Origin of the sequence: Vitiosangium sp. GDMCC 1.1324 (assembly GCF_003044305.1) — a bacterium.
Classification (GTDB): Bacteria; Myxococcota; Myxococcia; order Myxococcales; family Myxococcaceae; genus Archangium.
Genome location: NZ_PZOX01000023.1, coordinates 22,465 through 49,120 on the forward strand (window position 1 = coordinate 22,465; position 26,656 = coordinate 49,120).

25 protein-coding genes and 1 pseudogene are annotated in these 26,656 nt (G+C 68.1%); 20 read left to right on the forward strand and 6 right to left on the reverse strand.

Going from position 1 to position 26,656, the window contains the following annotated elements; translation table 11 throughout:
* The first annotated feature begins 9 nt into the window (after positions 1-9).
* From DAT35_RS44925 to DAT35_RS44945, 5 genes are read left to right on the forward strand one after another with little or no spacing between them, the layout of a single operon-like run.
* Positions 10-1,560 (forward strand): lysine 5,6-aminomutase subunit alpha, encoded by a 1,551-nt coding sequence (locus tag DAT35_RS44925; protein ID WP_108075499.1) that lies wholly within the window; start codon positions 10-12, stop codon positions 1,558-1,560.
* Positions 1,560-2,048, forward strand: coding sequence for a hypothetical protein (locus DAT35_RS44930; protein ID WP_108075500.1), 489 nt, complete (start codon positions 1,560-1,562; stop codon positions 2,046-2,048). Before DAT35_RS44925 ends, DAT35_RS44930 begins: the two co-directional genes overlap by 1 nt.
* A 5-nt stretch (positions 2,049-2,053) precedes the next feature.
* Complete coding sequence (locus DAT35_RS44935) at positions 2,054-2,842, forward strand: OAM dimerization domain-containing protein (protein ID WP_108075501.1); 789 nt, start codon at positions 2,054-2,056, stop codon at positions 2,840-2,842.
* Between the two features lie 29 nt (positions 2,843-2,871).
* Positions 2,872-3,234 (forward strand): hotdog fold domain-containing protein, encoded by a 363-nt coding sequence (locus DAT35_RS44940; RefSeq protein WP_199243206.1) that lies wholly within the window; start codon positions 2,872-2,874, stop codon positions 3,232-3,234.
* Positions 3,231-4,064 carry a 3-keto-5-aminohexanoate cleavage protein gene (locus DAT35_RS44945; RefSeq protein ID WP_108075502.1) on the forward strand — a complete coding sequence of 278 codons (834 nt, stop codon included), beginning with the start codon at positions 3,231-3,233 and terminating at the stop codon, positions 4,062-4,064. The genes DAT35_RS44940 and DAT35_RS44945 overlap by 4 nt, the downstream gene beginning before the upstream one ends.
* Positions 4,065-4,071: 7 nt before the next feature.
* Here the strand turns inward: DAT35_RS44945 and bla are convergent, their stop codons facing one another.
* Positions 4,072-4,851: a subclass B1 metallo-beta-lactamase gene (gene bla / locus DAT35_RS44950; protein WP_108075503.1), complete on the reverse strand. Its 780-nt coding sequence runs from the start codon at positions 4,849-4,851 to the stop codon at positions 4,072-4,074.
* 191 nt (positions 4,852-5,042) lie between these two features.
* Between bla and DAT35_RS44955 the strand changes: the two genes are divergently transcribed.
* Entirely contained in the window at positions 5,043-6,017 is a 975-nt protein-coding gene (locus DAT35_RS44955; RefSeq protein WP_233262084.1) for a lytic polysaccharide monooxygenase, read from the forward strand.
* A 68-nt stretch (positions 6,018-6,085) separates the two neighbouring features.
* Here DAT35_RS44955 and DAT35_RS44960 read toward each other — a convergent pair whose 3' ends face one another.
* Positions 6,086-6,331 (reverse strand): hypothetical protein, encoded by a 246-nt coding sequence (locus DAT35_RS44960; RefSeq protein ID WP_108075504.1) that lies wholly within the window; start codon positions 6,329-6,331, stop codon positions 6,086-6,088.
* 166 nt (positions 6,332-6,497) lie between these two features.
* Between DAT35_RS44960 and DAT35_RS44965 the strand changes: the two genes are divergently transcribed.
* The gene (locus DAT35_RS44965; protein WP_108075505.1) at positions 6,498-7,271 is read left to right on the forward strand and encodes an SDR family NAD(P)-dependent oxidoreductase; all 774 of its coding nucleotides are present in this window, start codon (positions 6,498-6,500) and stop codon (positions 7,269-7,271) included.
* Between the two features lie 38 nt (positions 7,272-7,309).
* Here DAT35_RS44965 and DAT35_RS44970 read toward each other — a convergent pair whose 3' ends face one another.
* Both DAT35_RS44970 and DAT35_RS44975 read right to left on the reverse strand, forming a co-directional pair.
* Positions 7,310-8,575 (reverse strand): TCR/Tet family MFS transporter, encoded by a 1,266-nt coding sequence (locus DAT35_RS44970; RefSeq protein ID WP_108075506.1) that lies wholly within the window; start codon positions 8,573-8,575, stop codon positions 7,310-7,312.
* Between the two features lie 18 nt (positions 8,576-8,593).
* Entirely contained in the window at positions 8,594-10,717 is a 2,124-nt protein-coding gene (locus DAT35_RS44975; protein WP_146210134.1) for a hypothetical protein, read from the reverse strand.
* 203 nt (positions 10,718-10,920) lie between these two features.
* On the opposite strand from DAT35_RS44975, the gene DAT35_RS44980 reads away from it, so the two are divergent.
* From DAT35_RS44980 to DAT35_RS45000, 6 genes are all read left to right on the forward strand, one after another.
* Positions 10,921-12,780: an SUMF1/EgtB/PvdO family nonheme iron enzyme gene (locus DAT35_RS44980; RefSeq protein ID WP_108075508.1), complete on the forward strand. Its 1,860-nt coding sequence runs from the start codon at positions 10,921-10,923 to the stop codon at positions 12,778-12,780.
* Positions 12,777-14,840 (forward strand): M14 family metallopeptidase, encoded by a 2,064-nt coding sequence (locus DAT35_RS44985; RefSeq protein WP_108075509.1) that lies wholly within the window; start codon positions 12,777-12,779, stop codon positions 14,838-14,840. The genes DAT35_RS44980 and DAT35_RS44985 overlap by 4 nt, the downstream gene beginning before the upstream one ends.
* Positions 14,841-15,004: 164 nt before the next feature.
* Positions 15,005-15,379: a hypothetical protein gene (locus tag DAT35_RS44990; RefSeq protein ID WP_108075510.1), complete on the forward strand. Its 375-nt coding sequence runs from the start codon at positions 15,005-15,007 to the stop codon at positions 15,377-15,379.
* Between the two features lie 108 nt (positions 15,380-15,487).
* Positions 15,488-15,928, forward strand: a complete 441-nt coding sequence (locus DAT35_RS58510) for a heavy metal-binding domain-containing protein (protein ID WP_146210135.1) — start codon at positions 15,488-15,490, stop codon at positions 15,926-15,928.
* A complete protein-coding gene (locus tag DAT35_RS44995) occupies positions 15,925-17,295 on the forward strand; it encodes a TolC family protein (RefSeq protein WP_108075511.1) in 1,371 nt (456 codons plus the stop codon). Before DAT35_RS58510 ends, DAT35_RS44995 begins: the two co-directional genes overlap by 4 nt.
* Positions 17,292-18,635 carry a multicopper oxidase family protein gene (locus DAT35_RS45000; RefSeq protein ID WP_233262085.1) on the forward strand — a complete coding sequence of 448 codons (1,344 nt, stop codon included), beginning with the start codon at positions 17,292-17,294 and terminating at the stop codon, positions 18,633-18,635. Before DAT35_RS44995 ends, DAT35_RS45000 begins: the two co-directional genes overlap by 4 nt.
* 3 nt (positions 18,636-18,638) lie before the next feature.
* Here the strand turns inward: DAT35_RS45000 and DAT35_RS45005 are convergent, their stop codons facing one another.
* Positions 18,639-19,472, reverse strand: a complete 834-nt coding sequence (locus tag DAT35_RS45005; RefSeq protein WP_108075512.1) for an alpha/beta fold hydrolase — start codon at positions 19,470-19,472, stop codon at positions 18,639-18,641.
* An 88-nt stretch (positions 19,473-19,560) separates the two neighbouring features.
* On the reverse strand, positions 19,561-19,686 hold the full coding sequence (locus DAT35_RS61980) for a hypothetical protein (RefSeq protein WP_255415251.1): 126 nt from the start codon (positions 19,684-19,686) through the stop codon (positions 19,561-19,563).
* Between the two features lie 583 nt (positions 19,687-20,269).
* Between DAT35_RS61980 and DAT35_RS62535 the strand changes: the two are divergent.
* The 7 genes and pseudogenes from DAT35_RS62535 to DAT35_RS45035 form a co-directional block, all read left to right on the forward strand.
* A pseudogene (locus tag DAT35_RS62535) lies at positions 20,270-20,458 on the forward strand (DUF6484 domain-containing protein); the annotation flags it as partial.
* A 40-nt stretch (positions 20,459-20,498) separates the two neighbouring features.
* A complete protein-coding gene (locus DAT35_RS45010) occupies positions 20,499-21,020 on the forward strand; it encodes a hypothetical protein (RefSeq protein WP_108075513.1) in 522 nt (173 codons plus the stop codon).
* A gap of 12 nt (positions 21,021-21,032) precedes the next feature.
* Entirely contained in the window at positions 21,033-22,322 is a 1,290-nt protein-coding gene (locus tag DAT35_RS45015) for a TIGR02270 family protein (RefSeq protein WP_108075514.1), read from the forward strand.
* Between the two features lie 77 nt (positions 22,323-22,399).
* The gene (locus DAT35_RS45020) at positions 22,400-23,350 is read left to right on the forward strand and encodes a DUF2169 domain-containing protein (protein WP_233262086.1); all 951 of its coding nucleotides are present in this window, start codon (positions 22,400-22,402) and stop codon (positions 23,348-23,350) included.
* Positions 23,347-24,396, forward strand: a complete 1,050-nt coding sequence (locus DAT35_RS45025; RefSeq protein ID WP_108075515.1) for a 3-oxoacyl-ACP synthase — start codon at positions 23,347-23,349, stop codon at positions 24,394-24,396. The genes DAT35_RS45020 and DAT35_RS45025 overlap by 4 nt, the downstream gene beginning before the upstream one ends.
* Positions 24,393-25,754, forward strand: coding sequence for a DUF4150 domain-containing protein (locus DAT35_RS45030; RefSeq protein WP_108075516.1), 1,362 nt, complete (start codon positions 24,393-24,395; stop codon positions 25,752-25,754). The genes DAT35_RS45025 and DAT35_RS45030 overlap by 4 nt, the downstream gene beginning before the upstream one ends.
* Positions 25,751-26,563: an SMI1/KNR4 family protein gene (locus tag DAT35_RS45035; RefSeq protein WP_233262087.1), complete on the forward strand. Its 813-nt coding sequence runs from the start codon at positions 25,751-25,753 to the stop codon at positions 26,561-26,563. Before DAT35_RS45030 ends, DAT35_RS45035 begins: the two co-directional genes overlap by 4 nt.
* Positions 26,564-26,656 lie beyond the last annotated feature (93 nt).

Consider the following 26,656-nt stretch of genomic DNA (forward strand, 5'->3'; position numbering starts at 1 on the left):
GGTGCCGACATGCCAGGTCCGTTCATCGAAGACGCGCAGCTCACGCATGCGCGCAAGCTGGCGGAAGAGATCACCGAGCCCATCTTCGAGCTCATCCGCCGCAACACCACTGTCTCCATCGAGCGCACCGTGCTGCGCTTCTTCGGCATCTCAGATGCCGGGCCTGGAGGCGTGCCACTCGCCAACCTGATGGTTGACCGGCTGAAGGCCGCCGGGGTGCTGAACCGGGGCGCCGCCTATTGGTATGGCCGGGCCCTGCAGATGGGGGCTCGCAGCCCCCTGGAAGCCGTGGAGCGCCTGACCGCGCTGCCGGCGGAGAAGCTGGGGCCCCTCTCTCCGGAGATGGAGCACAACCTCCGCGAGGCCGTGCAGGACGAGGCCCGGGCGGCCATGGACGATCTCAAGTCCCGCATCACCCAGCGTGACGCGCTGCGCAAGGAGCTGGGGAGCGCTCCGGCGCCGCACAAGTACGTCATCGTCGCCACGGGCAACATCTACGACGACGTGGACCAGGCCCGGGCGGCGGCGCAGGCGGGCGCGGACATCATCGCGGTCATCCGCTCCACGGCGCAGTCGCTGCTGGACTACGTGCCGCACGGCGCCACCACCGAGGGCTACGGCGGCACGTACGCCACCCAGGAGAACTTCCGCATCATGCGCGAGGCCCTGGATGACGAGAGCCGCAAGCTCAAGCGCTACATCCAGCTCACCAACTACTCGTCGGGCCTGTGCATGGCGGAGATCGCCTTCGCCGCGGCCTACGAGCGGCTGGACATGCTGCTCAATGACGCGATGTACGGAATCCTGTTCCGCGACATCAACATGCGGCGCACGTTCATCGACCAGTACTTCAGCCGCCGCATCTGCGCCCTGGCCGGCATCATCATCAACACCGGCGAGGACAACTACATCACCACCGCGGACGCCTACGACGCCGCGCACACGGTGATCGCCAGCCAGTTCATCAACGAGAGCTTCGCCAAGCGCGCGGGCTTGAAGGACTGGCAGCTGGGCCTGGGTCACTCGTACGAGATCGACCCATACCGCGCGGACACGCTGCTCTTGGAGCTGTCGCAGGCGATGCTCGTGCGCCGGTGCTTCCCCAACGCGCCGCTGAAGTACATGCCGCCCACCAAGCACAAGGAGACGGACATCTTCTTCAGCCACGCGTACGACGTGATGGCGGACCTGGTGGCCATCTGGACGCGGCAGGGCATCCAGCTCCTGGGGATGATGACCGAGGCCATGCACACGCCGCTGCTCGCGGATCGGTACGTGGCGCTCAAGGCGGCCAGCTACATCTACCGGGCGGCGGCGGGCATCGACGAGGAGTTCACCGTGCGCGAGGACGGGAAGATCGCCAACCGGGCGCGCGCCGTGTTCGCCGAGGCCATGGCGCTGCTGGAGGAGTGCCAGAAGGACGGCATGGTGGCGGCCATCGGCCGGGGCCGTTTCGGCGACGTGAAGCGCGCGGAGACGGGCGGCAAGGGCCTGGACGGCGTGCTGGAGAAGGCGCCGGACTACTTCAACCCGTTCCAGGACATGCTGGAGGCTCCGTGATGCTCGGCTCGATGCTGGTGATGGTGCTCGCGGCCGGAGAGCCGGCGGCGGCGCTGGCGAAGTACGAGGTGAAGACGCTCTCGGTGCAGCTGCCCTCGGATTGGAAGCAGTCCGAGGCGGATGGCACCCAGCGCTTCAGCGACCCGTCCGGTGACGCCTACCTGCTGCTGGACGTGGGCGCGGTGCAGGCGGCGGGCATGAAGCCCCAGGTGTGCCTGGAGAAGATCCTCGCCGCCATGGGGAACGCGGAGGGCTGGAAGCAGCTCAAGCTGGGGAAGGCTCCGGCCGCGCGGCGTGTCGACACGGACATGACGCCCGACCGGGCCGAGTCCGTGGAGACGGTGACGTACGTGGGCTGTGACGGGAAGACCACCTGGTCGCTCGTCTTCCACATGGATGCGAAGAAGAAGGACCACTTCGCGCCGCTCGCGGAGAAGGTGGCCGGTAGCGTCGCGTACGTGAAGTCCTCGGCGAAGAAAGGGAAGTAACCGCCATGGCGACGAAGCCGACCAAGCAGATCATCCGCCCCTATGGCGACCGTCGGGATGACGGTGTGGTGCAGTTGTCGTTCACGCTGCCGGTGCCGCTGTCGGAGAAGGCCAAGGAGGCCGCCGCCGTCATGGCGAGGAAGATGGGGTTCACCGACGTGAAGGTGGCCGCCGCCGAGCGCGCCGCCGACACGTACACCTTCTTCATCGTATACGCGCGCACCCCGCACTCGCTCGACTACGCCGAGATCGACGTGCCCGAGGTCGTGGTCAAGAAGCAGGGCTTCGATGACCTCAACGCGCTCATCAAGGACAAGGTGGGCCGGCGCATCGTGGTGTTTGGCGCGTGCACGGGCACGGACACGCACACCGTGGGCATTGACGCCATCCTCAACATGAAGGGGTACGCGGGCGATTACGGCCTGGAGCGCTACCCCTGGTTCGAGGCCTTCAACCTGGGCAGCCAGGTACCCAATGAGGACCTCATCAAGAAGGCCATGGCGCGCAACGCGGACGCCATCCTCGTGTCGCAGGTGGTGACCCAGCGCGACGTGCACAAGGACAACTCGCGCCAGTTCATCGACGCGGCCAAGGCCGCGGGCATCCACGGCAAGACGCTGCTGCTGCTGGGCGGGCCGCGCGTGGACCACAAGCTGGCGTTGGATCTGGGCTTCGACGCGGGCTTCGGCCCGGGGACCAAGCCCTCGGACGTGGCCAACTACATCGTGCACCAGGTTCTCCAGAAGGAAGGCAAGGAGGAGAAGAACGTGCACTGGGAGGGGGAGCCCAAGTGAGCAACGTGAAGGCAGTCATCCGGTTGCGCATGAGCAGCCATGACGCGCATTACGGCGGCAACCTGGTGGACGGCGCGAGGATGCTCGGGCTGTTCGGCGACGTGGCCACCGAGCTGTGCATCCGCCTGGACGGGGACGAGGGGCTGTTCCGCGCCTACGACTCGGTGGAGTTCCTCGCGCCGGTGTACGCCGGGGACTTCATCGAGGCCGAGGGGGAGATCGTCCAGGTGGGCAACACCTCGCGCAAGATGCGCTTCGAGGCGCGCAAGGTCATCCGCCCGCGACCGGATGTGAACGATTCGGCGGCGGACCTGTTGCCGGAGCCGGTGGTGGTGTGCCGGGCTAGCGGGACCTGCGTGGTGCCGAAGGACAAACAGCGAGGCCAGCGATGAGCAACCCCATGGTCATTACGGCGGCGATGGTGGGCGCGGAGACGACGCGCGAGCAGACGCCCTACCTGCCCATCAGCGCCGAGGAGATCGCCGAGGACGCGGCGAAGTGCCGGGAAGCGGGCGCGGCGATGGTGCATCTGCACGTGCGCACGCCGGACGGCAAGCCGTCGCAGGACACGGAGCTGTTCCGGGCGGCGATCCGGGCCATCCGCAAGCGCACGGACATCCTCGTCCAGGTGTCCACGGGTGGCGCGGTGGGGATGGGCGTGGACGAGCGCTGCGGCGGGCTGCGGCTGACGGGCGAGGACCGGCCGGACATGGCCACGCTGACGACGGGCACGGTGAACTTCGGCGAGGAGGTGTTCTGGAACCCGCGCCCGCTGGTGCGGGACATCGCCCGGCGCATCCAGGCGCTGGGGCTCCGGCCGGAGTTCGAGTGCTTCGACGTGGGGATGGTCGACGAGGTGCGGGCGCTGGCGAAGGAGGGCGTGGCGACGCTGCCGGGCCACTTCGACTTCGTGATGGGAGTGCCGGGGGCGCTGACGGCGCGCGAGGACGCGCTGGACTTCATGATCAAGTCGCTGCCGGAGGGGTGCACGTGGACGGTGGCGGCGGTGGGGCGGCACCAGCTGCCCTTCGTGGACCTGGCCGCGGAGCGGGGCGGTAACGCGCGCGTGGGGCTCGAGGACAACATCTACGTGTCCAAGGGCGTCCTGGCGAAGGGCAACTGGGAGCTGGTGGCGGAGGCGGCGAAGCGGGCGAAGGCGAAGGGCCGGACTCTGGCCACGCCTCAGGAGGCCCGCAAGCTCCTGCGCCTGGACGCGGTGTAGTCCCGCTTCAGTGCGGGGCCGGGCCGCCGGTGCCGGCTTCGCGCAGCAGTTCCTGGGTGCGCGTGAGCAGCTCCAGTCCGCCGGGAAGGCCGTGGCCGGGCACCACCGTGCGCACGTCGGGGTACCGCTGACGCACACGCTCGAGGCTCTGGGGCCACGCCGGCACGTCCGCGTCCGCCACGTTGCCCAGGTTGTGCGCGTCGGCATCCTTCACGAAGCAGCCTCCGAAGAGGAGGCCGCTGGCACGGTGCCACACCACGAGGTTGTCGCGTGCGTGTCCGGCGCCGGGGAAGAAGAACGACAGGGGGCCCAGGTCCTTGGTGTCCGCGATTCGCTGGGCGGGCACGGGCTGGCCGTGCTCGGACGCGAGCTTCGCGGTCTCCGCTCGCGCGTACACGGGCACGCCCCGGGCCTCGAGCGCGGGCACGCCTCCGGTCCGGTCGATGTGGAAATGTGTCACCACGGCGGCGCGCACGGGCCGGTGCAGCGTGTCCCGAGCCCAGGCGAGCAGGTGCTCCGCCTGCTTCGCATTCCAGCCGGTGTCGACGAGCAGTGAGGACTCGCCGTCCTCGATGAGCAATCCATTCGCGGGGGTCCGGCCCCAGTCCTCCCCCGCGAGCGTCACATGCAGCCAGATGCCGGGGGCGAGGCGTTGCACGCGCACGTCGTCGGCCAGCACGGTTTCCTCCGAGGGCGCGGCGGGCCGAGTCTCGGTGGAAGGGGTGGGGCGCGAGGAGGCGCAGGCAGTCAGCAGGACGAGCAGGATACAGGAGCGGAAGGTGGGCATGGGGCTCGGGAGCGATGCGTGGGCGCATCCGAACGCAGGCCCGATGCGAGTGCAAGCTTTCACTCGGACCCCTCGTCTCGGGCCCTTTGACACCGGGAGTGGGTTTTTTTGTCACCGGTGGTGACCCGAAAAACCCGGCTGTCGACTCTTTACTCGGCGAAGTCCACCTCGAAGGGAGAGGGCTCGTCCTCATGATGAAGGCATTCGTCTCACCGTTCCTGGCCGTGGTGTCCCTGGTGTCCGGGGGGCAGGCACTCGCGCACGGCTCTTTCGAGATACCCATCAGCCGTGTGTACAACTGTTACAAGGAAGGGCCGGAGGCGCCCAAGTCCGCGGCTTGCAAGGCGGCGGTTGCCTACGGCGGCACGCAAGCTTTCTACGATTGGAATGGCGTGCGGCAGGGGAATGCCAATGACCAGCACCGCCAGATCATTCCAGACGGAAAGCTGTGCAGCGGCGGCAATGAGTCTCACAAGGGGCTGGACCTGGCGAGGAACGACTGGCCGGCGAAGCTGATCGCGCCGAACTCGAGTGGCCGGTTCGACTTCACCTATTACGCAACCGCGCCCCATTCCACCAAGTACTTCCAGTTCTACGTGACGAAGGCGGGCTACAATCCGTTGCAGCCGCTGAAGTGGTCGGACTTGGAAGCGACGCCGTTCTGCACCGTGACGAGCGTCACCCTCCAGAACAACCGCTACACGGTGAGTTGTCCATTCCCCACGGGGAAGACGGGCCGGCACGTCATCTACAACATCTGGCAGCGCGCGGACAGCCCGGAGGCATTCTACGCCTGCATCGATGTGGACTTCGGCACGGGCCTCGCGGCCTCCGATTGGAAGGAGTTGGAGCCGGTGCAGGTCCGGGAGGATCTGGGCGCGGGGAGCAAGGTGACCTTCCGGGTGTTCGACAGTGAGGGCAGGGACGTGGAGCGTCACGAGCTGAGGTTGGAGCAGGAGGCCAACCCGGCGGCCAACTGGCTCGTGCGTCTGGCGCGGCAGGTCAATGCTCAGTCCCGCTTTGTCCGGGTGGGTGCCCTCCAGGCGGGGGGAGACGTCGCTCCCCTCGAGGCGCGTCAGGGCAACAGCGTCTACGTCCGGGAAACGGGGTATCGCATCCAGATCGACATCGAGAAGCCGGCGGCCGGCGAGCCCTCGCGGCGGTGAGGCACTGATTGTCAGCGAAACTCCCGCGCGTCAGCTCATGGCGCGCGGGAGCCCGTAGCCGGAGGGGACTACGGGTTCGTGCACTGCTGACTCAGGCACTGGCAGATCTTCTGGCCGTTGTCGTTCATCGCCGCGCACGTCTTGGCCGACGCGGGGCAATCCACGTTCGTGGTACAGAGCTGCACGCAGACCTTTTTGTCTGGATGGCAGAGCTCGGATTCCAGACAGTCGTTGTCCGTGGCGCACGACAGGTCGGCGCCACCCTTCCCGCAAGCGGTCAGCATCATGCCCATCGCACCCAGTGCGATGTACATCCATGTCCTCTTCCGAAGCTGCATTCCCGGCTTCCTCCTGCTGAGCCCTCGCAGAGTACCCCTTCCAGACGCCGCTGTTGGCCTGCTCCCCATGACGGTGGGCTGGAAGCCGAGCCCACCGGCTCATTGTTTCCTGGGGGTTGCGAACGGCTGGTAACGTCCGGCCATGGACACGGATCTTCGAGGCAAGGGAGTTCTCGTCACCGGAGGCGCGGGAGGGATCGGGAGCGCGGTGGTGCGAGCCTTCGCGGATGAAGGCGCGAAGGTGGCGGTGCACTACCACCAGAGCGCGGACAAGGCGGAGTCCCTCGCGAAGGAGCTGGGTGGCGCCGCGCTGAAGGCGGACCTGACGTCCGAGTCCGACGTGGATGCCCTGGTCCCCGCGGCGGTGAAGGCGCTCGGCCGGCTGGACGTGCTGGTGGCGAACGCGGGCGTCTGGCCTCCGCCGGACGAGGGCGTGTGGCAGATGTCGTTGGAGCGCTGGCGCCGGACGCTGGCGGAGAACCTGGACAGCGTGTTCCTGAGCTGCCGCGCCTTCCTGCGCCACGTGGCGACGACGGGGACGGGGAACATCATCCTCATCGGCTCGACGGCGGGGCTGTTCGGTGAGGCGGGGCACTCGGACTACGCGGCGGCGAAGGGCGCGCTGGCCAGCGGGTTCCTCAAGAGCCTGAAGAACGAGATCACGCGCATCGCGCCGCTGGGCCGGGTGAACACGGTGTGCCCTGGGTGGACGGCGGTGGATCGCAACAAGGACAAGTTGAACGAGGCGTTCATCCACCGGGTGACGCGGACGATGCCCCTGCGCAAGGTGGGCCGTCCCGAGGACGTGGCACGGGTGGTGGTGACGCTGGCGTCCGACCGCATCTCCGGCCACGTTACGGGCGAGGTCATCACCGTGGCCGGCGGCATGGAAGGCCGCGTTCTGCACGAGACCTGAGCCCGCGAGGGCGGACGAGCCGCCCCCCCCGCGGGAGTTCAGCCCGCCGTCGGGATGCTGGTGACGGGGGCGGCCTCTCCGCGCGAGCGGGTGGCCCGCCCGGCCAGAGCGATGGCGAAGATCAGCAGCAGCGTGGCGAACAGGAAGGGCGCTCCAGGCAGGTTCCAGTCGAGCCGCGGGCCAATGAAGTACGCGAACGTCTGCGTGAAGATCGTGGGGCCGATCATCCCCGCGATGCCCATCAGACTCGAGAGCGCGCCCTGGAGCTGGCCCTGCTCCGACTGGCTGATGCGGCTGGACATCAACCCCTGCGACGCCGGCCCGAAGAGCCCCCACAGGGACATCACCGGCACTCCGAGCCAGAACAGGTGGCCCGTCGGCGCCAGTCCGTAGATGGTGAAGCCCACCGCACCGAATGAGAGCCCCAGGAGCAGCGCGCGCCGCTCGCCCACCTTCTTGACGAGGGGCCTCACCAATCCTCCCTGGACGAACAGGGAGCAGAGCCCCACGCCCGCCATGGTGAGCCCCACGGTGCGCTGGTCCCAGCCGAAGCGGTAGCTCCCATACAGGACGAACACGCTGGGCAGCGCCACGTGGGCCAGGTTGTACAGGAAGTGGACGCTCGCCAGCCCCTGCACCTCCCGGTTCGAGCGCAGCAGGTTCAGCGCACCCACCGGGTTCGCGCGCCGCCAACTGAAGGCCTTGCGCCGCTCGGGCGGCAGGGACTCGGGCAGGACGAACAGGCCGTACATCGCGTTGGCCAGACTCAGGGCCGCGGACACCCAGAAGGGCATGCGCGGATCCACGCCGCCCAGCACGCCGCCGAGCGCGGGCCCCAGCACGAAGCCCACGCCGAACGCGGCGCCAATCATCCCGAAGCTGGCGGCGCGCTTCTCCGGCGGCGTCACGTCCGCGATGTAGGCGCTGGCCGTGCTGATGCTCGCCGCGGTGATGCCCGAGATGACCCGGCCCACGAAGAGCCAGTGCAGCGACGACGCCAGCGCCATGAGGATGTAGTCGAGCCCCAGCCCGAAGTTCGACACGAGGATCACCGCCCGGCGGCCGTAGCGGTCGGACAGCGCGCCGAGCACGGGCGAGAAGACGAACTGCATCAGCGCCCAGACGGTGGAGAACAGGCCGAAGACCTCGGAGGCCCGCGCCGTGTCGCCGTTGAGGAAGCCCTCCACGATTCCCGGCAGGACGGGGATGATCATCCCCATGGCCAGGATGTCGAGCAGGACGGTCACGAAGATGAAGACCAGCGCGGCGCGCCGTGGACTCGGGGGGGCAGTCGGTGCGGACATGGGCGCGCGTGTCCTAGCTCAGAACGTCTCCGAGGAACAGCGCAGGTGGGTCGAATAGGGCGCGCAGGTGGCGTTCTTCACCAGGGACCAGTTGGCCTGGGGCCAGATGGTTTGAGCCCAATCGGCGATCGTGTTGACCAGGGTGGGATTCACCCCGAGGTACTTGAACTGCGGGAGCAGGTACCAGAGGCGGTTGCCGAGCGTGGAGTCATAGAAGCCGTTGATGAGCTCGGTCGTGCTCGCGCCGCCGCCGTTCCACCAGTCCGCCGCGGGGTACTGGCGTGTCTTGTCCCACCACGTGGACAGGAGCGCCTCCAGGATGGCCTTGCGCTCCTGGGTGGTGATGTCGGTCCAGCCCGTCATGAAGTCGGGCGCCACCAGGCGGCTCAGGTCGCCCGCGGTTTTCGGGCTCCACCCGGCCGAGCCCGATGCGTTGGGTTTGAGCGTGTTGTCTGACGTCTGCATCCCCTTCACCAGCCAGAGCGTGAGCAACCCGTTGGTGGGGGGCGTGCCGATGGCGTAACGCTGCATGTCCTTGATGAAGCCGTGCACGTAGGACCAGTCGATCGGCCGCTGGCCGTTGCGATCCGCCCCGTCCGAATGGTTGCCATTGAAGAGGATCAGGGAGGCCTGGTACCACGCCATGGAGAAGTAGGTGAACATCAACGGGCTGTTGTCGTTGATGCCCGAGTTGTTCTTCGGCAGCTTGAGCAGGTTGGGAGAGCTGTCGAAGCTGTTGTTCCTCATCCAGCTGCGCGTCTCGCGCGAGGAGGGGAAGAGCTGGCGTTGCTGGCCTTCGAGGCCGAACTCCTGCATGAGCTCCCACGTCTTCACCAGGTGCCAGAGCGCGGTGGAGTAGACCTTCCGCGAGTAGTTGATATCCAGGCCCGTGGTGGCGTTCGGGTACCTCGGCGAGAGGAACTCGTAGATGTACTGGTTGAACAGCGTGTGGGGGTAGTAGAGCAGGAGCCTGTAGTTGGTATAGCCCGCGGCCTTGACCTTCGCGCCCAGTTCCCGCAGGGGGGCGCTGACACCCGTCGCGGTCCCTTCACCGGCATAGGCCTTGTTGAGCTTGTCGTTGACGAAGGTGTCACCCCAGGCGTCCTTGGGATGGATGCTCGGCAGCCAGTGGTTCCAATCGGGCATCTGGAAGGCGATGGGCATCTCCCGGGCACTGAGGTTCGTCGTCGTGGCGACCGCCGCCTTCGTGATGCCCGCCGGGAAGATGGACTTGAGGATGTCCCGGTCCCGCTCCAGGACCGCGTCGATTCCGGCTCCCGCCGCCCATTGCTCCACGGGCTTGGAGTCCAGTCCTGGCCCGGGCTGGTATGGGGGGTTCCACGGCCGTCCCGGGTTGGGCACGCCCGGCAGGGTCCGGATGTACGAGGCGACCTTGTTGGCCTCCGCGTCGCTCATGCCATGGAATTTCGCCCGCTCGATGATGGCGAGGTTCGAGTAGTTGAAATACTTCAGATCCCTCCCGTCCTGGGCATGGCAGTCCATGCACCGTGCCCGGATGGCCGTGGCGTTCTTGTAGGAGCGCACCAGTTGCCGCGTCCGCCAGAGCTTCTCTCCCTCGGCGATGGAGGCGGCGTCGGTGAGCGGGGGTTGCCAGGTGGCTGGATTGTCCTCCTCGAACATGGAGTCCGGCAGGATGCGGCTCCCATCGGCCCGGAGCAGGTTGAACTTCAACACCCGGTAGCCGATGGATCGCTCGTCCGAGGTGTTGAACCGGAAGGTGAGCTGGTTGGTGCCCGCCACGAGCGCCCCGGTGGGGACGTTCAGGTTCAGCTTCAGCGTCGCGAAGGCCCCGCCGATGCCCCCGTAGCTCTTCCCGAGCCCCTCGACGGTCACCGTGGTGTTGCTCAGGTCCACCCAGGCACCGGCGTTGAAGCGGACGCTGGCCTTGTTCGCGTAGCTCAGGCTGTGGACCTGCATCCAGAGCCTCAGGGGATTCTGGATGTCCTGGGCGGTGAGGGTGAACGTCACGCTCTTCGTCAATCCCTCGCGGCCGAGGACCTCGATGGGCAGACGGATGGGCGAGACGAGCTCATAGCCCTCCTCTGGCGGGGTGTCTCCCGGGGCCTGTTCGGAGGGGGGCTCCGTGAGTGCTGTTTCATCAGGGGCCGCGAGGCAACTCACGAAAGCCAACGTGAATCCCAACGCGAGCGGCAAGAGGTAATGGGAGCGATTTTGTTTGGTTGTCGACATTTGTTTGAGGCGAAATCATCTACCCCACGCAAGGGAAAAAAAAGCGAGCGGGGAAACAGGTGCCCCTCTGTCAGGACCGAGACCAGGCGATGTTTGTCTTTCCCGAGAGAAGCCCGGGGTAGCATCGCGCCGCGATGGGACTCACTCCTCTGCTCCTGATGTGGTTGGTGAGCGCGGTGCCGTGCGAGAAGGCGCCGCCGCCCGGCATGGTGTGCATCGAGGGGGGCGATGCGATCGTGGGCGCTGACGATCGCACCCCCGCCGAACAGCCCCGGCACAAGGTGTTCGTCGAGACGTTCTATCTGGATGCCAGGGAGGTCACGGTCGGCGACTACAGCCGCTGCGAGCGCGCGGGCGCGTGTCCCCGGCTGCCTCGTCCGTCGTTCTACGCGCGCTTCCAACGCCCCGAGCTCCCGGCGGTGCCGATCACCTGGGACATGGCGCATCAGTACTGCGTGTTCGCCGGCAAGCGGCTGCCCTCAGAGGCCGAGTGGGAGAAGGCCGCGCGAGGACCCGAGGGGCGGACCTATCCGTGGGGAGAGGAGCCTCCCACGTGCGACAAGGCGAACTACAAGGGCTGCCCCGGGAACACGACGATGCCGCCCGGCAGCCTCCCGCCCGGCTCCCAGGGTCTCTATGACCTGGCGGGCAACGGCTACGAGTGGGTGAAGGACTGGTGGGCTCCGTGCTTCCAGGGCTGTGACAAGGCGTGTGGTGAGGCCTGCCTGCGTGAGAATCCTCGTGGGCCGTGCGACGGCGCGCGCCCGTGCAAGGGGTTCACCCAGCGCGTGCTCAAGGGCGGCTCCTGGTACTGGCCCGAGGACATGTTGCGTGGCTCCTGGCGGCGCGGCCAGAGTCCCACGAGCGGGCTCCACCGTCTGAGCTTCCGCTGCGCGTCGACGACGACGCGGCTGTCGGCGTGGCCTCCTCGGTTCATCACCGACCCCCCGGCCCGGCCGGCGGATCCTTCTCCGCCGAGCGAGGAGGAGCGCGCCAAGGCTCTCGCGGTCGTCGAGGACACCGACGTCTTCCAGATTCCCCTCTGCGGGCGCAAGGGCAAGGCGCGCGTCGATTGCCGCGACCCGCTGAGCTACATCAAGTCGAACGAGGCGCTCCAATACCTCTTCGGTGACTCCATCAAGAACGTGGGCGGTGGCTATGTCGGGCTCGGCGCCGATCAGGGCTACTCGTTCATCGCGCACGCCCGGAGCCAGTGGGCGTGGATCTTCGACTACGACCCGACGGTGATCCGGCTCCATCACGTGCTGAGGGCCGTGGTGAAGCGCGCGCGGACCCGCGAGGACTTCGTCGAGGCCTTCACCGATAAGCGCTTGGAGGCGACGCGGGCCGCCATCGAACAGGAGTGGGCGTCACTTCCGGTGGAAGAGCGCGCCGCCATCGCCGGTGTGTTCGAGCGTGCGCGGCGCTCGTTGTGGGCCAACTACGCGCGCCAGCTCCGGCCCGCGCGCTGGACGGATGGGTTCGGTTGGCTCCAGAACGACGAGAACTACCGCTACGTGCGCCTGCTCTTCGAGCAGGGACGCATCATCGCCATCAAGGGCAACATGCTCACGGACAAGGCGCTCCCGTCGATCGCGCGTGCCGCTCGGGCCGTGGGCGTGCCGATCCGCGTCTACTACCCCTCGAATGCCGAGGAGCAGTGGAAGCAGCTGCCGCCCCAGTACCGGGACAACGTGCGGCAATTGCCGTTCGACGAGCGCAGCGTCATCCTCCGGACCTTGATCTCCCGCAAGTTCCACAAGTCGGAGTCGCGCTGGCACTACATCGTCCACGGAGGGCTCCACGCCCAGGAGCATCTGGCCCTCCCGGGGTACGCGAACGTCTGGACCTTCATGGAGGACCGTCAGCAGGTGGGCGCGTTCCTGTCCACCGTCATGGTCTCGGCCACCGAGGGCGCTCCCAAGCGGGAGCGCTACCTCGACTTCCTGAGCTACATCGGCGTGCCCTCGGGGCGGACGGAGCCCTCGCCGTGAGGTTCCTGGGTGGACTCCTCGTGTGCCTGCTCGTCGCGGGCCATGCACGCGGCGAGGGCTATCCCATCCCTCGTGGTGAGCACTCCGTCACGTGGAAGGCGGAGGCCACCGTCGGAGAGTGGAGCGCCCAGGACGCGGTGCTCTCCCTCGCCCCTTCGCGCGTCACCCGCAACTTCTTCGTCCAGGAGCCGGCGTCCGTGTCCTCGGTGCCGTTCGTGCGCGCGAGGATCCAGAACCCCTCCCGTGCCGACCTGGCGATCCTGTTCCGCGCGAAGGTGCGCGCGACCGAGCCGCTGTTCGCGCTCTCGGGTTATGGCTTCTACCTCGATGCGCGCCGCGAGACGCTCGGGTTCTTGCGCTACGACGGGACGCGCTCCGACGACAGTGGTGTGCGCGCGAAGGTGCGTGGGCTCGCGAAGGTGGGAGAGCTCGAGATCGTGCTCTTCCTCGCCGGGCCCGCCTTCGCCGCCCACGTGTACGACGCACGGACGAAGGCGGAGCTCGCGAGCCTCGTCTGGTCCGACCCGGCGTTTCCCGAGGGCACGCTCGGTGTGTATGCGAACAAGAACCAGCCTCCCGATGTGAAGGTGTCGCTGTTCGTGCCGGATCCGCCGCCCCAGGAGGCCTCGGCTCGCGATGGCCTCACGACCGGGTGGCTCGTGCGTGTCGAGCGCGGTCTGGAGCTCGCTCCGGAGCTGCGCCGCCATCTGCGCCGTGTCGCACGCGAGGCGGACACCGATGTGTATGTGGCCAGCGAGCTCGGGGTGCACCTGCTGCGCACGAGCCCGCTCCAGGTGCGCGACATCCAGCCAGGGGTGCCGTACCGCTTCCAGGACTCCACCTTCGCGGAGCGCCTCTCGCGCGCCCGCAATGCTCCTCCGCGCGACGCCTTCATCGAGGGCATCAAGGATCCCGAGCTCATCGAGCGCGCCATGCGGGCGCTCTCCGCACGGGCTCCGGAGCTCACGCGCGTCATCGAGATCGGCCGCACGCACGAGGACCGGCCGATGCTCGCGCTGCTCCTGGGCGAGGCGCTCGATGATCATTCACGCCCGGCGGTGCTGTTGTGCGGTGGCACCCATGCGAACGAGGTGGTGACGCCCGAGCCGCCGCTCGATGCCGCGCGCTGGCTGCTGGACAACCGGGGAGATCCGCGCGTCGCCCGCTGGTTGCGCACGTTCCATGTCGTCGTCGTTCCACTCGTCAACCCGGATGGGAGCCAGGGGTATTGGCACGTGTCCGACGCACGCGGGCGCACCAACCGGCGGCAGGACGAGCAGGCGGCCGGATTGGGGCTGCTCGAGTACGGCGTCGACCTCAACCGCAACTACCCCTTCGCGTGGAGGAACGTCGAGGATCGCTTCAACAGCGATGATCCCCGCTCGCCTTTCTTCCGGGGGCCGTCCGCGGGCTCGGAGCCCGAGGTCCAGGCGATGATGCGGCTTGGCGAGGCGTGGCGCTTCGTCGCCATGGTGTCGTACCACGCCGCCGCGAGCCGTCTGCTCGTACCGTACACCGTGGAGGGGGCGCGCTCGCCAGAGCCCTCGGCCGCGTGGGGGGTGGCGCCCGCCATGGTCGATGCGGTCCGCCGCATACCCGAGGGGAAGCGCTATGCGGCCGTGCGCCACCTCTACCCTGTGGGAGGGACGGATCAGGACTGGTTCTATTGGAGCTTCGGCACGCTCGCGTATCTGGTGGAGTTGCCATTCTCGGCGCCAGGACCTCGCCGGCCGCTTGCGCCGATGGTCGAGGGGGCGCGTCCCTTCTGGCAGGTTCTGTTGGATCGGTTCCTCGACGGCCCGTCTCTCACGATCCGCGTCCCCGAGGCGTTCCGGGCGGAGGGGCCCGTGACCGTGGCCATCGACGAGCTCACCTGGCCGAACGAGGAGCACTTCTCCGCGCACCCGCTGTCCGGCGTGTTCCATACCTATCTCCCGGCCGCCGGGCGCTACACGGTGCGCGCCACGAGCTCATCCGGAAGGACGGTGTCTCGCTCCGTTGACGTGCGCTCGGGTCATGGGGAGGTTGCGCTCGATGACGGCACGGAGCGTGGCCCCTAGCGAAGCCGATACCCGCCTACACAGAACGTCCGCATGGCCGCCGGTCGAGCAGGGCGGAGGACCTCGCACTTCAGGGCGACGAAATGCGAGCTGTAAGAGTTCGGGGCCCGCTGCGTTGGTGTGAGTGCTTGCGGAGTGCTCGAGGGAAGGGTAGTGCAGAGATCGTGATTGTCCGTCTCGTCGCCATAGGCTTCGCCCTGCTGCTGTCGATGCAGGCCGCCCTCCCGGGCGGGACGATCACGGTGTGCCGTTTCACCGGCAAGCGGGTCGAGCCGTGCGCCTGCCCCGAGAAGAAGCCCGTCGAGCAGCGAGTCCTTCCCCAGGGCTGCTGCGAGATCCAGCAGGGCCATCGGGCGGACTTCACGGGCGTGGTGCCCTCGCTCGACTGGAGGCCCCAGTTCCACGCGGTCGAGTTTCCGGCCGTGGCCTCCTGGACGCCGCCGGAGCCTCCCGAGGAGCCGGGCCTCCGGGTCCGCTCGGGGCATGATCCGCCACCTCGGGAACGGCTGTTCCTCTCGCTGCGTCAGCTCCTCATTTGAGCCGGCCCCCCGCCGCCGTGTGACTGGATGTGGCCTCGTGCCGCTCCGGAACGGGAGGCGTGTGTCTTCTGGCCGTTGCTCGAAAACTCTTTCTTTCAGGTGAATACGATGTCTTTCACGACGAAGCTCGTGGCCGGAGCTCTGGCTCTTGGCCTGTCCGCTTGCGCCACCGGTGCCGCGGAGCGTGTTCCTTCTCCTATCGATCCCTCCAATCCGGAGGCGCCCGAATCCCCGGTGCATGGCGTGGCCGCCGTGCTGGCCGGCAATCCCCCTACCTTGTTGTCTCTCGCGGACCCACCGGGTGGTTCGGCGCACGCCTCGCACGGGGGCGGCCATGCGGGCCACGCCGCGCCCGCGCCCACCGGGAGTGCCTCTCAGGACGCTGGCACTCCCTCCACGGTCTACACGTGCCCGATGCATCCGGAGGTCACCTCTTCCGAGCAGGGGCGCTGCCCGAAGTGCGGGATGAAGCTCGTTCCCCAGAAGCCCGCCGGGTCGAAGCCCTCGGAAGGGAATGGGCACTCCCATCAGCACGAGGCCCACCGATGAGACGACTCGTCACCACGGTGGCCCTGTCCCTGTTCGCCGCTGGGTGCGCGACGATGTCTCCCGAGCGTGGGCACGCGGAGGTAGGTGCCATGGTCCGGGAGCGCGTGTCCGCCCCGACCGGCTGGGAGAAGGGATCGCCTCCCCCCGAGGAGGTTCGCGCGAGCGTCTTGGAGCTGCTCCGCGACGGGCTCACGCGCGAGGAGGCGGTGCGCATCGCGCTCGTGAACAGCCCGGGCCTTCAGGCCGAGTACGAGGCGCTGGGCATCTCCCAGGCGGAGCTGGTGGAGGCCGGGCTGCTGCGCAACCCCACGATTGGCGCGATGGTCCGGTTTCCCAACCAGCCGGCCGTGGGCCTCAACGTCGAGTTCTCGCTCGTGCAGGAGTTGCTCGATCTCTTCATGCTCCCGGCTCGCAAGCGCATCGCACGGCAGCAGTTCGAGGCGGATGTGCTGCGCACGGCCCACGAGGCACTGGCCCTGGTGGCGGAGGTACGCGAGGCCTACACGGCAACGCAGGCGGCCGAGAAGCTCCTGCAGTACCAGGCCCAGATCACCGCTGCCGCCGAGGTCTCGGCCGAGCTGGCCCAGAAGCAGTATGACGCCGGGAACATCGCCGAGCTGGACCTGGGTATTGCACAGTCCGCCTGGCAGGAGGCCCGGCTCGCCCTGGCGCGCGAGGAACTGGAGCTCGTCGAGCGTCGCGAGCGGATGAACCGGTTGCTGGGGCTGTGGGGTGAGAACACGGAGTGGAAGGTGGGGGAGTCCCTCCCGGAGCTTCCGTCCGAGGAGCCGCCGCTGGAGCACCTCGAGCGGCTCGCCATCCAGCGCCGGTTGGACGTCGACGCCGCGCGCAAGGAGGTGTCGCTGATGGACCAGTCGGTGTCGCTGGCGCGCAGCTCGCGGTTCCTCGGGACCGTGGAGGTGGGCGTGAGCACGGAGCGGGACGGGGATGGGCTGCGGGTCACCGGACCGAGTCTCGTGCTGGAGCTGCCCATCTTCGATCAGCGCCAGGCGCTCATCGGGCGTCTGGAGGCGCAGCGGCGGCAGGCGGAGCGGCGGCTGACGAAGCTGTCCGTGGACGCACGCTCCGAGGTGCGGCTGGCACGGGCGCAACTGCAGACGTCGCGGCGGATGGTGGAGCACTACGTGAAGGTGTTGTTGCCCTTGCGCCGGCGCGTCATCGAGCAGGCCCAGCTCCATTACAACGCCATGGTGTTGAGCCCGTACCAGCTCCTCGAGGCGCGGCGCGACGAGGTGCAGGCGTACCGGGAGTACGTGGAGACGCTGAGGGATTACTGGAACGCCCGGAACGCATTGGAGAACGCGGTGGGCGGCCGGCTGACGGACGAGAAGGGAGACGCGCGATGAGCTCGCGAGACACGAAGGACCTGAGCCGGCGGCAGATGCTCGTCGCCAGCGGAATCGGTGTGGCGGGTGGGGCGCTGCTGGCGTCCCGGGAGGCGCGGGCCGAGGGGGCGAATGCCAGGCACCTGCCTCCCGCGCGGCCCGGCCGGGACTACCAGCCGGTGGTGGTGCCCAACGGCGCGAAGCTGCCATGGAAGGTCGTGGATGGCGTGAAGGTGTTCCACCTGGTGGCCGGCGAGGTGGAGCACGAGTTCGCACCAGGCCTGAAGGCGGTGTGCTGGGGCTACAACGGGCGCGTGCATGGTCCGCTCATCGAAGCGGTGGAAGGGGACCGGGTGCGCTTCTACGTCACCAACCGGCTGGCGGCGCCCACCACGGTGCACTGGCACGGGCTGCTGCTGCCGAGCGGCATGGATGGAGTGGGAGGACTCAACCAGCGGGCCATCAACCCGGGCGAGACGTTCAAGTACGAGTTCACCCTGCGCCAGTCGGGGACGCTGATGTACCACTCGCACCACGACGAGATGACGCAGATCGCCCTGGGCATGACGGGGCTCTTCATCGTCCACCCACGGCAGCCTCGGGGGCCGAAGGTGGACCGCGACTTCGCCCTGATGCTGCACGAGTGGAAGGTGGAGCCCGGGGCACGCCGGCCAGACCCGAACGCGATGAACGACTTCAACCTGCTCACGCTCAACGGCAAGGCCTTCCCGGGGACGGCGCCGCTGGTGGTGAAGACGGGGCAGCGCGTGCGCATCCGGCTGGGGAACCTGAGCCCGATGGATCACCACCCCATCCACCTGCACGGCTACCAGTTCCGCATCACCGAGACGGATGGTGGCCGCATTCCCGAGTCCGCGCAGCAGCCGGAGACCACGGTGCTGGTGCCGGTGGGGAGCACGCGGACGGTGGAGTTCGTCGCGGACGAGCCGGGCGACTGGGCCATGCACTGCCACATGACGCACCACGTGATGAACCAGATGGGGCACGACATGCCGAACCTCATCGGGGTGAAGCCGGGCGAGCTCGACGAGAAGGTGCGCAAGCTGCTGCCCAACTACATGACGATGGGCCAGGCGGGCATGGGAGACATGGAGGAGATGGGCATGGCCGTCCCCGCCAACAGCATCCCCATGGTGGGCGGGCGCGGGCGGCACGGCGGCATCACCATGGGCGGCATGTTCACGGTGCTCAAGGTGCGTGACCGGCTCGACGGCTACGGGGACCCGGGCTGGTACGAGAACCCGGTGAACACCCAGGCCCAGACGGCGGCCGAGGCGGAGCTGCTCCGCGACGGCATCGACGTGAACGGGGACCCGGGCGTCACCGACGGCGACGCCTGAGCGTCACTTCCCGAGGAACCCGAGCAGGGCCTGGTGCCACTTCTCGGGGGCCTCGAAGTGGGGGATGTGACCCACGTTGGGAATCTCCACGAGCGTCGCCTTGGGGAACGCCTTGGCGGCGCGCTTGCCGAGCTCGGGGTACTGGCCGAGCTTCGCGAGTGCCTCGGGGGACACGCGGGCGCGGCCGAGCGTGGTGCGATCCGCCTGCCCGATGACGAGCAGCACGGGCGCCGTCACCAGGGGGAACTCGTGCACCACGGGCTGCTGGTAGATCATCTGCTCGGTGGCGGCCGAGACCCAGGCGAGCCTCGGGTACTCGGCGCTCAGCGTCTGGCGGAAGGGAATCTGGACGTACTCGTCGAACTCGGGGCGCCACGTGACGTAGTAGGTCTTCTGGTACTTGCGGATGGACTCCTCGGTGGTGCCGAGCTGGTCGCGGTAGAGGTCCTCGGTGGAACGCCAGGGGACGAGGAAGCGGTAGTCCTCGAGCCCGATGGGATTCTCCAGGACGAGGTGGGTGGTGGCCTCGGGGAACATGCGGGCGAAGCGGGTGGCGAGCATGCCGCCCATGGAGTGACCCACTACGACGACCTTCGGGATGTCGAGCTTATCGAGCAACTGCTTCGTGTTGGTGGCGAGCGTGTGGAAGCTGTAGTCGAGCGCGGGCTTGGAGGACTTGCCGAAGCCCACCTGGTCGGGGACGACGACGCGGTAGCCGGCCTCGCTGAGGGCGCGGATGGTGACGTTCCAGTAGGAGCCGAAGAAGTTCTTCCCGTGGAGCAGCAGGACGGTGCGGCCGTTGGCCTTTCCGGCGGCGGGCACGTCCATATAGGCCATGCGGACATCCTGGCTCCGCGGCGGCGGCCCCGGGCGAGGAGGAGGCACCAGCTTCAGATGCGGCAGCTCGGGCCATGTGCCGGAAGCGTCAGCGCGCCCGGAGGCTGGAGTGGGCGGGGTTGCTGCGCAAGAGGTTCGCAGTGGACGTCTTCTGCTGCCCGAGGTGCGGAGGAAGGCGGCGGGTGCTGGTGTAGCTCACCCAGGGCAGCGTCATCCGGCGCAGTCTTCGCCACCTGCACCTGCCCGAGCTGCCCCCACTCCAGGCACCTGCCAGGGGGCCACCGCAGCAGGCGCTGTGGGAGTGACGCACGGCTGAGGGATGCACTCTCTGGCGGAGCCCAAGGCGAGCGGTGGCCTGCGCAGGGGAGGAGTGTGCCTGGAGCGCGACGGGCGGGCCTCCTTGGGGCCCTCCTGCACCGTCCAATGCGTGTCGCGCGGCCCTCCTGGACGACCACCTACCCCGGCCCTCGCCCGCAACAGGGCTCCCATGCCGCCTATGCTCTCGCGCCGCTCATTCTGGCGGAGAGCCTCTCGCAGCGTCGCGCGCAGCAGGTGCACCTCTGCCACCAAGCGAAGCACGTCCTCAGCGGCACGCCGGGTGCGGCCCTTCACGCCCAGCACACCTCCTGCATCGCGAGTCAGTCTGGAATTGTATGGTTGCCCGGTAGAGACAAGTCCGACTGTTTGAATCGCTTCACCGCATGAAGTAGTTCGGCTGCCGCGAGGGGGGAATTCCTCCCATTCGCGTCGGCCGTCCAGCACCCTGTCATTGCATTTCGAAGAGGAGGGGAAGTTCCATGAGTCGCCCGTCGTCTTTGCACGCCTCGTTGTCCGGAGTGACGTTGGAGCCTCTTTGGGAGAGCCGCCTGGGGCGCATTATTGGGACGGACGGTGACTGCCGGCCCGTGGTGGACTTCGAAGGCAATCCGGTGGGGCCTCGCGTGGCACGCAAGGCCGTGCGGGTGGACGCGGAGGGGCTTCAGGCCACTGTCGAGGCACGTCAACCCGTGGAGCTCCGCTTCGAGGATGGGGACCCGCGGCTCCCCGCGGCTCCCCATCATCACGGCCCTTCTCCCCGTCGCTCCGCGGACCACCTATTCGGATGCGTTGCAGGCCGCGCTGGAGGATGCCGCCGAGTCACGCGCTCGCACGATCCAGCCCCAGGACGGATTCGCCCTCCGCTGTGGCGAGGCCTCGGTCACCCTGCTGCGCAACGGGAAGGTCTCCCTGAATGGGACATCCGTCGAAACCTCGGCAGCGGGCACGCTCCGCCTCAAGGGCATTTCCGTTCATGTCCATACGGCGGGTGCGCAGGCCGCCTCGGGGAGTGAGGAGCACGTGCGGCCTCGGGAGGCAGGCGGCCTCGTCCCGGGAGGAGACGCAGCGGACGTCCAGGTCATCCAGAGCCAGGAGCGCCTCACGCTGCGGTGCGGCCGGGCGAGTCTGACGCTGCTGCGCAGTGGGCGCATTCTCCTCGAGGGGACGTACGTGGAGACGCGCGCCGAGGGCGTCGTCCGCCTTCAGGGCGGCTCCATCCGAATCAATTAGGGGGGAAGGAACATGGTGTTGGAGGACGTGCTGGAGGAGTACCTGGACGAGGCTGCCTTCCGGTGGGTGCAGTGGGAAAGGGCGCTGGTGGCGCCGGATTTCACGCTGGCGGAGACGGCGGAGCGCGAGGAGCGGCTGCTGGCGTACCTGGAGGGGCTGGAGGACGAGGACGCACTGGACACCGTGGTGCGCCCGGCCTTCGACTCGGAGGAAGCGCCACGCATTTCGGCCGCGGCCCATGCGCTGCTGGGGCTGGGCGAGGTGGACGAAGTGCTGGTGCGGCTGCGAGGGGCGGAAGCGCCGGCCCGTGCCGCCATGCTGCGGGCGCTGGAGGTGAGTGAGGCTCCGGGTCTGGGCGCGCGCCTCATGGAGTTGTTGAAGCTGGAGGACACGGGACTGCAGGCCGGAGTGCTGGAGGCGCTGGCCTTCCGCCAGGAGGCACCCGCGGAGGTACTGGCGCGCTTCTTCACGCATGGCGAGCAGCGGGCGCGAGTCGCGGCCCTGCGCGGGGTGCTGCCGCTGCCGGAGGACGCGGTGCGCAGGCAGTTGCCCGCGCTGCTGGACTCGGCGCACGCCGGTATTCGCGCGGCGGCCATGGAGGCGGGACTGGCCTCCGGCGTGCGGCTGGCCTGGGAGGCCTGCCGCAAGGCGGTGCAGTCGCCCGGCGCGCACGCCCGGGAAGCCATGGTGCTGCTCGCCATAGGCGGTGACGAGGCGGAGGCGTCACTCCTGGTGGGCTTGCTGGAGTCCGCCGAGCTGCGTGCGGACGCCCTCTGGGCGCTGGGCTTCAGCGGCAGGGTGGCGGCCATGGAGTCCTGCGTGAAGTACCTCGAGGTGCCCGAGGTGGCGCGGCTGGCGGGAGAGGCCTTCGCGGCCATGACGGGCCTGCGGCTGGAGGGCGCCCATGCCCTGCCTCCAGGCGAGCGGCCCGAAGGCGCGCCTCCTCCACCCGAGGAGCAGGAGAGTCTGGACGCCGACTTGGTGCCCCGGCCGGAGGACGACCTGCCCTGGCCGCACGTGGCCGGGGTGAGGGCCTGGTGGGCGCAGAACCAGACGCGCTTCGCGACGGGCTCGCGCTACCTCATGGGCCAGCCCTTCAGCGGCCCGGTGCTGCTGGAAGCCCTGGAAGCCAGTCCCATGCGGCGCCGGCACGTACTCGCGCGGGAGTTGGCCATTCGTACCCGGGGCCAGCACCACATTCCCACCCGCGCCTTCACCCACCGCCAACGCGAAGCCCTCGCCCGGGCCCGAGCCACTGCCGCCCTCGTCTGTGGCACGCCCCTGGCCTCCACCCTGCGGTGACGTCCCATGCCTACCCTCGAAAACCTCACGCCCTTCGCGGCCACCGACTTCCTCTCGTTGACGAAGGAGGGCGAGGAGTGCCTCGTCCTCGTCGTCTCCGGCAGCTTCGTCCTGCCTCCGGCCGGGCGCGCCACGGACGCACCGCTGGCGGTACGCGACGAGCAACCGCCGCCTGCCATCACGGACACGTATTGGGCGAGCCGGAGAAGTCGAGCCTGCGCTACGAGTCGCAATCCGCTTACATGCGGCCCGGCACGGACGTGCTGCTGCACGGCCAGGCCTGGGCGCCCCGGGGCCGCAAGGTGACACGCACGCAGGTGGCGGTGCGGGTGGGCGCGCTGGAGAAGCGGGCCACCGTTACCGGCACGCGCGTCTGGTACCAAAGCCTCATGGGGCTGAGCGCCTCGGACGCGCTGCCCTTCGAGTCCCTGCCGCTGCGCTACGAGTACGCCTTCGGCGGCACCACGGCCTCGGGCCAAGAGGCGCGCAACCCCGTGGGCCGGGGCTACTACGCCAGCGCGAAGGAGGCGCTGGAAAAGCCCCTGCCTTCCATTGAGGCGCCAGAGGCCCTCGTGCGCGGCTGGGCGGACAGGCCACCGCCCTGCGGCTTCGGCCCGGTGGCGCGGCACTGGCTGCCGCGCCGGGGCTGGGCGGGGACGTACGACGCGGCGTGGGTGGAGAAGCGCGCCCCACTCTGGCCCGCGGACTTCGACGAGCGTTTCTTCCACGTCGCCCCCGACGGCCTGCGGGCTTCGACGCACCTGAAGGGCGGAGAGCCGGTGGTGCTGGCGGGCGTCTCTCCCGACGGGCCCCTGGCCTTCACGCTCCCCACGCACCGGCTGATGGCTCGCTGCACCTTCGCCGGACGGAGGGAGAGGCGGCGCATGGTGCTGGACACGGTGCTGCTGGAGCCGGAGGAGCGCCGCCTCGTCCTCACCTGGCGGGCGACGGTTCCAGCGCATCGGCAGTTGACCCTGCATGAGGTGAGCACCGTGCGGCTGTTGCTGCCCGGGGAGGACGCGCTATGAGTGGAGCGCAGGTAGTGGGGCTGGGACTCTGCACGCCCGTTGGCACCTCGACGCACATGACGCTGGCGTCGCTGCGCGCTGGTCTGGTGCGCTTCAGCCGGACGGAGGTGCTGGACGAAGTGGCGGAGCCCGTGCGGGCCTCGCGGCTGAGTCTCCTCGACGACTCTCTCACTCGCACCCAGCGCATGGCGGCCCTGGCCCGGCAGGCCCTCGCCGGAGTGCGCCCGCTGCTGGACACACTCCCTCCAGGGCGAGTGCCGCTGTACCTCGGACTGCCCGAGGCGGGGCTGGGGGCCCGGCTGGACCAGGAGGCGCTGGTGGGTGCGCTGCTGGCCGAGACGGAGGGACGGCTGGAAGTGGTGAAGGTGCACGAGTCCGGGCGGGCCGCCTTCTTCGAGGCCCTGGCTTCCGCCCAGAAGGACTTGCACTCCGGCCGGGCGGGGGCGCTGGCCCTGGTGGGCGCGGTGGACTCGCTGGCCGATACTGCTTCCTTGAAGGCGCTGGTGGGCGCGCGGCTGCACCTGGGGCGCCGGAATCCGGACGGGAGGATTCCGGGCGAAGCGGCGGGCTTCGTCGCCATGGCGCGGCCGGGCGCCCCCAAGTCCTTGAAGCTGGAGGCCACGGGCGTCCTGCTGGGCACGGCCCTCGCCATGGAGCCGAAGCCCTTCTCACAGCGCGGCCCCAGCCTGGCCGAAGGGCTGACGGAAGTCCTCCATGCCCTGCGGCGAAACGCGGTGACGGGCGCGCGGCGCGTGGACGCAGTCCTGGCCTGTCAGCCCGGAGACTCCTTCTGGGGTACTGAATTCACCCGCGCCTACCTGCGCAACGCCGCCCTCATGCCCGAGCCCTTACGCGTGCATGTCGCGGGCGAAGGACTGGGGGACGCCGGGGCTGGCGCGGGCCCCGTCATGCTGGGCGTGGCCCTGCACCGGGCGCGCTGGCGTCAGCCCAGCGCGCGCAGGACACTCGTCTATGGCAGTGCCGATGGTGGGCGCGTGGGAGCCTGCATCGTGGAGATGATTCGAAACGCCAAGGAGGAAGCATGAGCAAGGTCTTCGCCAACGGCCGCTCCATCGTTCACAAGGGGAGCGGCAACACACATACCTCGGCCGCGCCGGACGTCTGCAAGGTGCCGACACCAGGAGGGCCGGTGCCCACGCCCTTCGTCAATTCGGCCCAGGACTCCATGCTCACCAAGGGGAGCAAGAGCGTCACCATCAACGGCTACCCGGTGGCGCTCACGGACTCAGAGTTGAGCGTCAGCTCGGGCGATGAGCCGGGAACGGCGGGCGGCCTCATCTCCTCCAAGTTCAAGGGGAAGCTGGCCTGGGGCAGCGGCAGCGTGGACGTGAGGATTGAGGGCAAGGGCGTCGTGCGCTTCCTCGACGTCACCCTCCACAACGGCAACTCATTCAACACCACTTTCATGTCGAATGGGCATAACGGGACGGGATTCGCCTACGCGGACGACTTCAAGGGCGCGTGTATCATCTGTCAGAAGGACCCCGACAGCCATGCGGTGATTGAACGACAAGAAACAGAGGAGGGCCAAAGCCTCGACATCGCAAAGAAGATTCTCAAGGACCTCAAGGCGCGCGAGGCCGAGTGGGCCCAGGTCAATCAGGACATCATTACGAAGGAAGCCCAACTCAAGCGCCTTCTTGAGGGCACGAATCCTCCGCCCAAACAGGCGACCTTGGATGAGCGAAGGGCGAGAATCCAGGAGCTTGAGGAGAAGCGCAAGGGGTTTGAGGACCATCGACGCGAGAACTCTAGCGGATACATGTTCGGAGTCATGGTGTGCCGCAATGGCAAGAAATTCGCCGCAGTGTCGGGTGGCGAGGTGCCCCCTCGCTTCAAGGCCATCGCCGAGGCTCACGGTTGCACCGTTATTGGGGAGGCCGCCACGCTGGAGGACTTCTTGGCCATCAACCCAAGGTGTGCCGCGGGGGACACCGAGGCCATCCACAAGATGAGAAAGCGGTGGAGAGAGACGAAGGAGAAGTTCGATGACAAAAAACCAGGATACAACAACAAGCCTGGAACTTGCGCAGGCGCCAAACTCATCGGCAAAAGCGGTCACGTCGCGAATTCGATGACCGAGATGTTCTTCGCCTTTCCCAGTGCAAAAAAGATGACCTACAAGGTATTCTATCGCGGCCCCCCCGAATACTCTCCACCCAAGGATAACGTTGTGGGACCTGACGGCAAGGGGGCGGGGGCTTGGATGCCTCCACGTGTAGCGGCAGTCGTCGCTGCCATCAAGGAGGGTAGAGGTGGCGAGCCCGATGGGGAACGCGTTGATATGCGACGCAAGTCGGAGGAGACTGTGCCTTCCTGCCGGTCGTGTCAGGACACGCTTTTCATGGCCCGGTGTGACCTCGAGGTGCAGACGTGCGGATGACCTGGTCAAAGCTTCTCGAGGCTCCCCCTCCCTTGTCGATGCGGGGCTTGCTCGCGTTCATGGAGCGATGGAAGCCCGGTAGTACCCAGGGCTTCGAACCTGCCACGGCCGACCAGATTGCCGCCCTGGCCAAGCCGCATGGAGGGCTCAACGCGCTGCCTCGCGTGTATCGCGAGTTCCTTGAGACGATGGGCGCATCGACGGGCGAATTGCAGCTGACGTATTACGGCACGACTTCAATTTCGGCGCTGCTGGAGGACCGCGAGGGCCCTCAACGGGAGCGGCCTGATGCTCGCCGGTATCTCAAGTTCACCATTGGCGAGGAGCGTGAGGATAGCGTCGGCAGGCGCGACACGGACGACTTCTTCGAACTTACCCGCCCGACACCCGACGGACGGGACGCGGCAATCATCCGCATTCACGAAGAGGACCTAATCCGTGGGAAGGGTGAGGTAGAGCAACCCTTCCCGACCTTCTCCGACTGGCTACGAACGATCATCGTATCCAGGGTCGTCCTTGAAGCTGAACCGGAGGAGCAAACGCAGTACTACGACCTTGAGTCGAAACCCGAGGCTCCGGCCAAGACGTACGATTTCCTCACGCGCCTGGGATTCTCGCTCACCGAACTCGGGGCCTCGTCGGCGGTGATTCCTCTCGAGCACACAGAGTATGGCGCGATTGCCCTTATCCGTGCACCTACAGCATCAATCCCAAGTACGAGACTGAGGTTGCGCGCGCGTGACAAGACCCAGCAAGCGCTCCTCAATGAAGTCATCGAGGACCACAAGCAGGCGTTGCGCGGTGGTTGACGAGGTTCGCTGCGCCTATGGTCTGACAAAGTCAGTCAACGCCAAGTCGCTGCGGAGGAGGCGGTGACGGCGCGGCCCTGTGACAACGAGAGG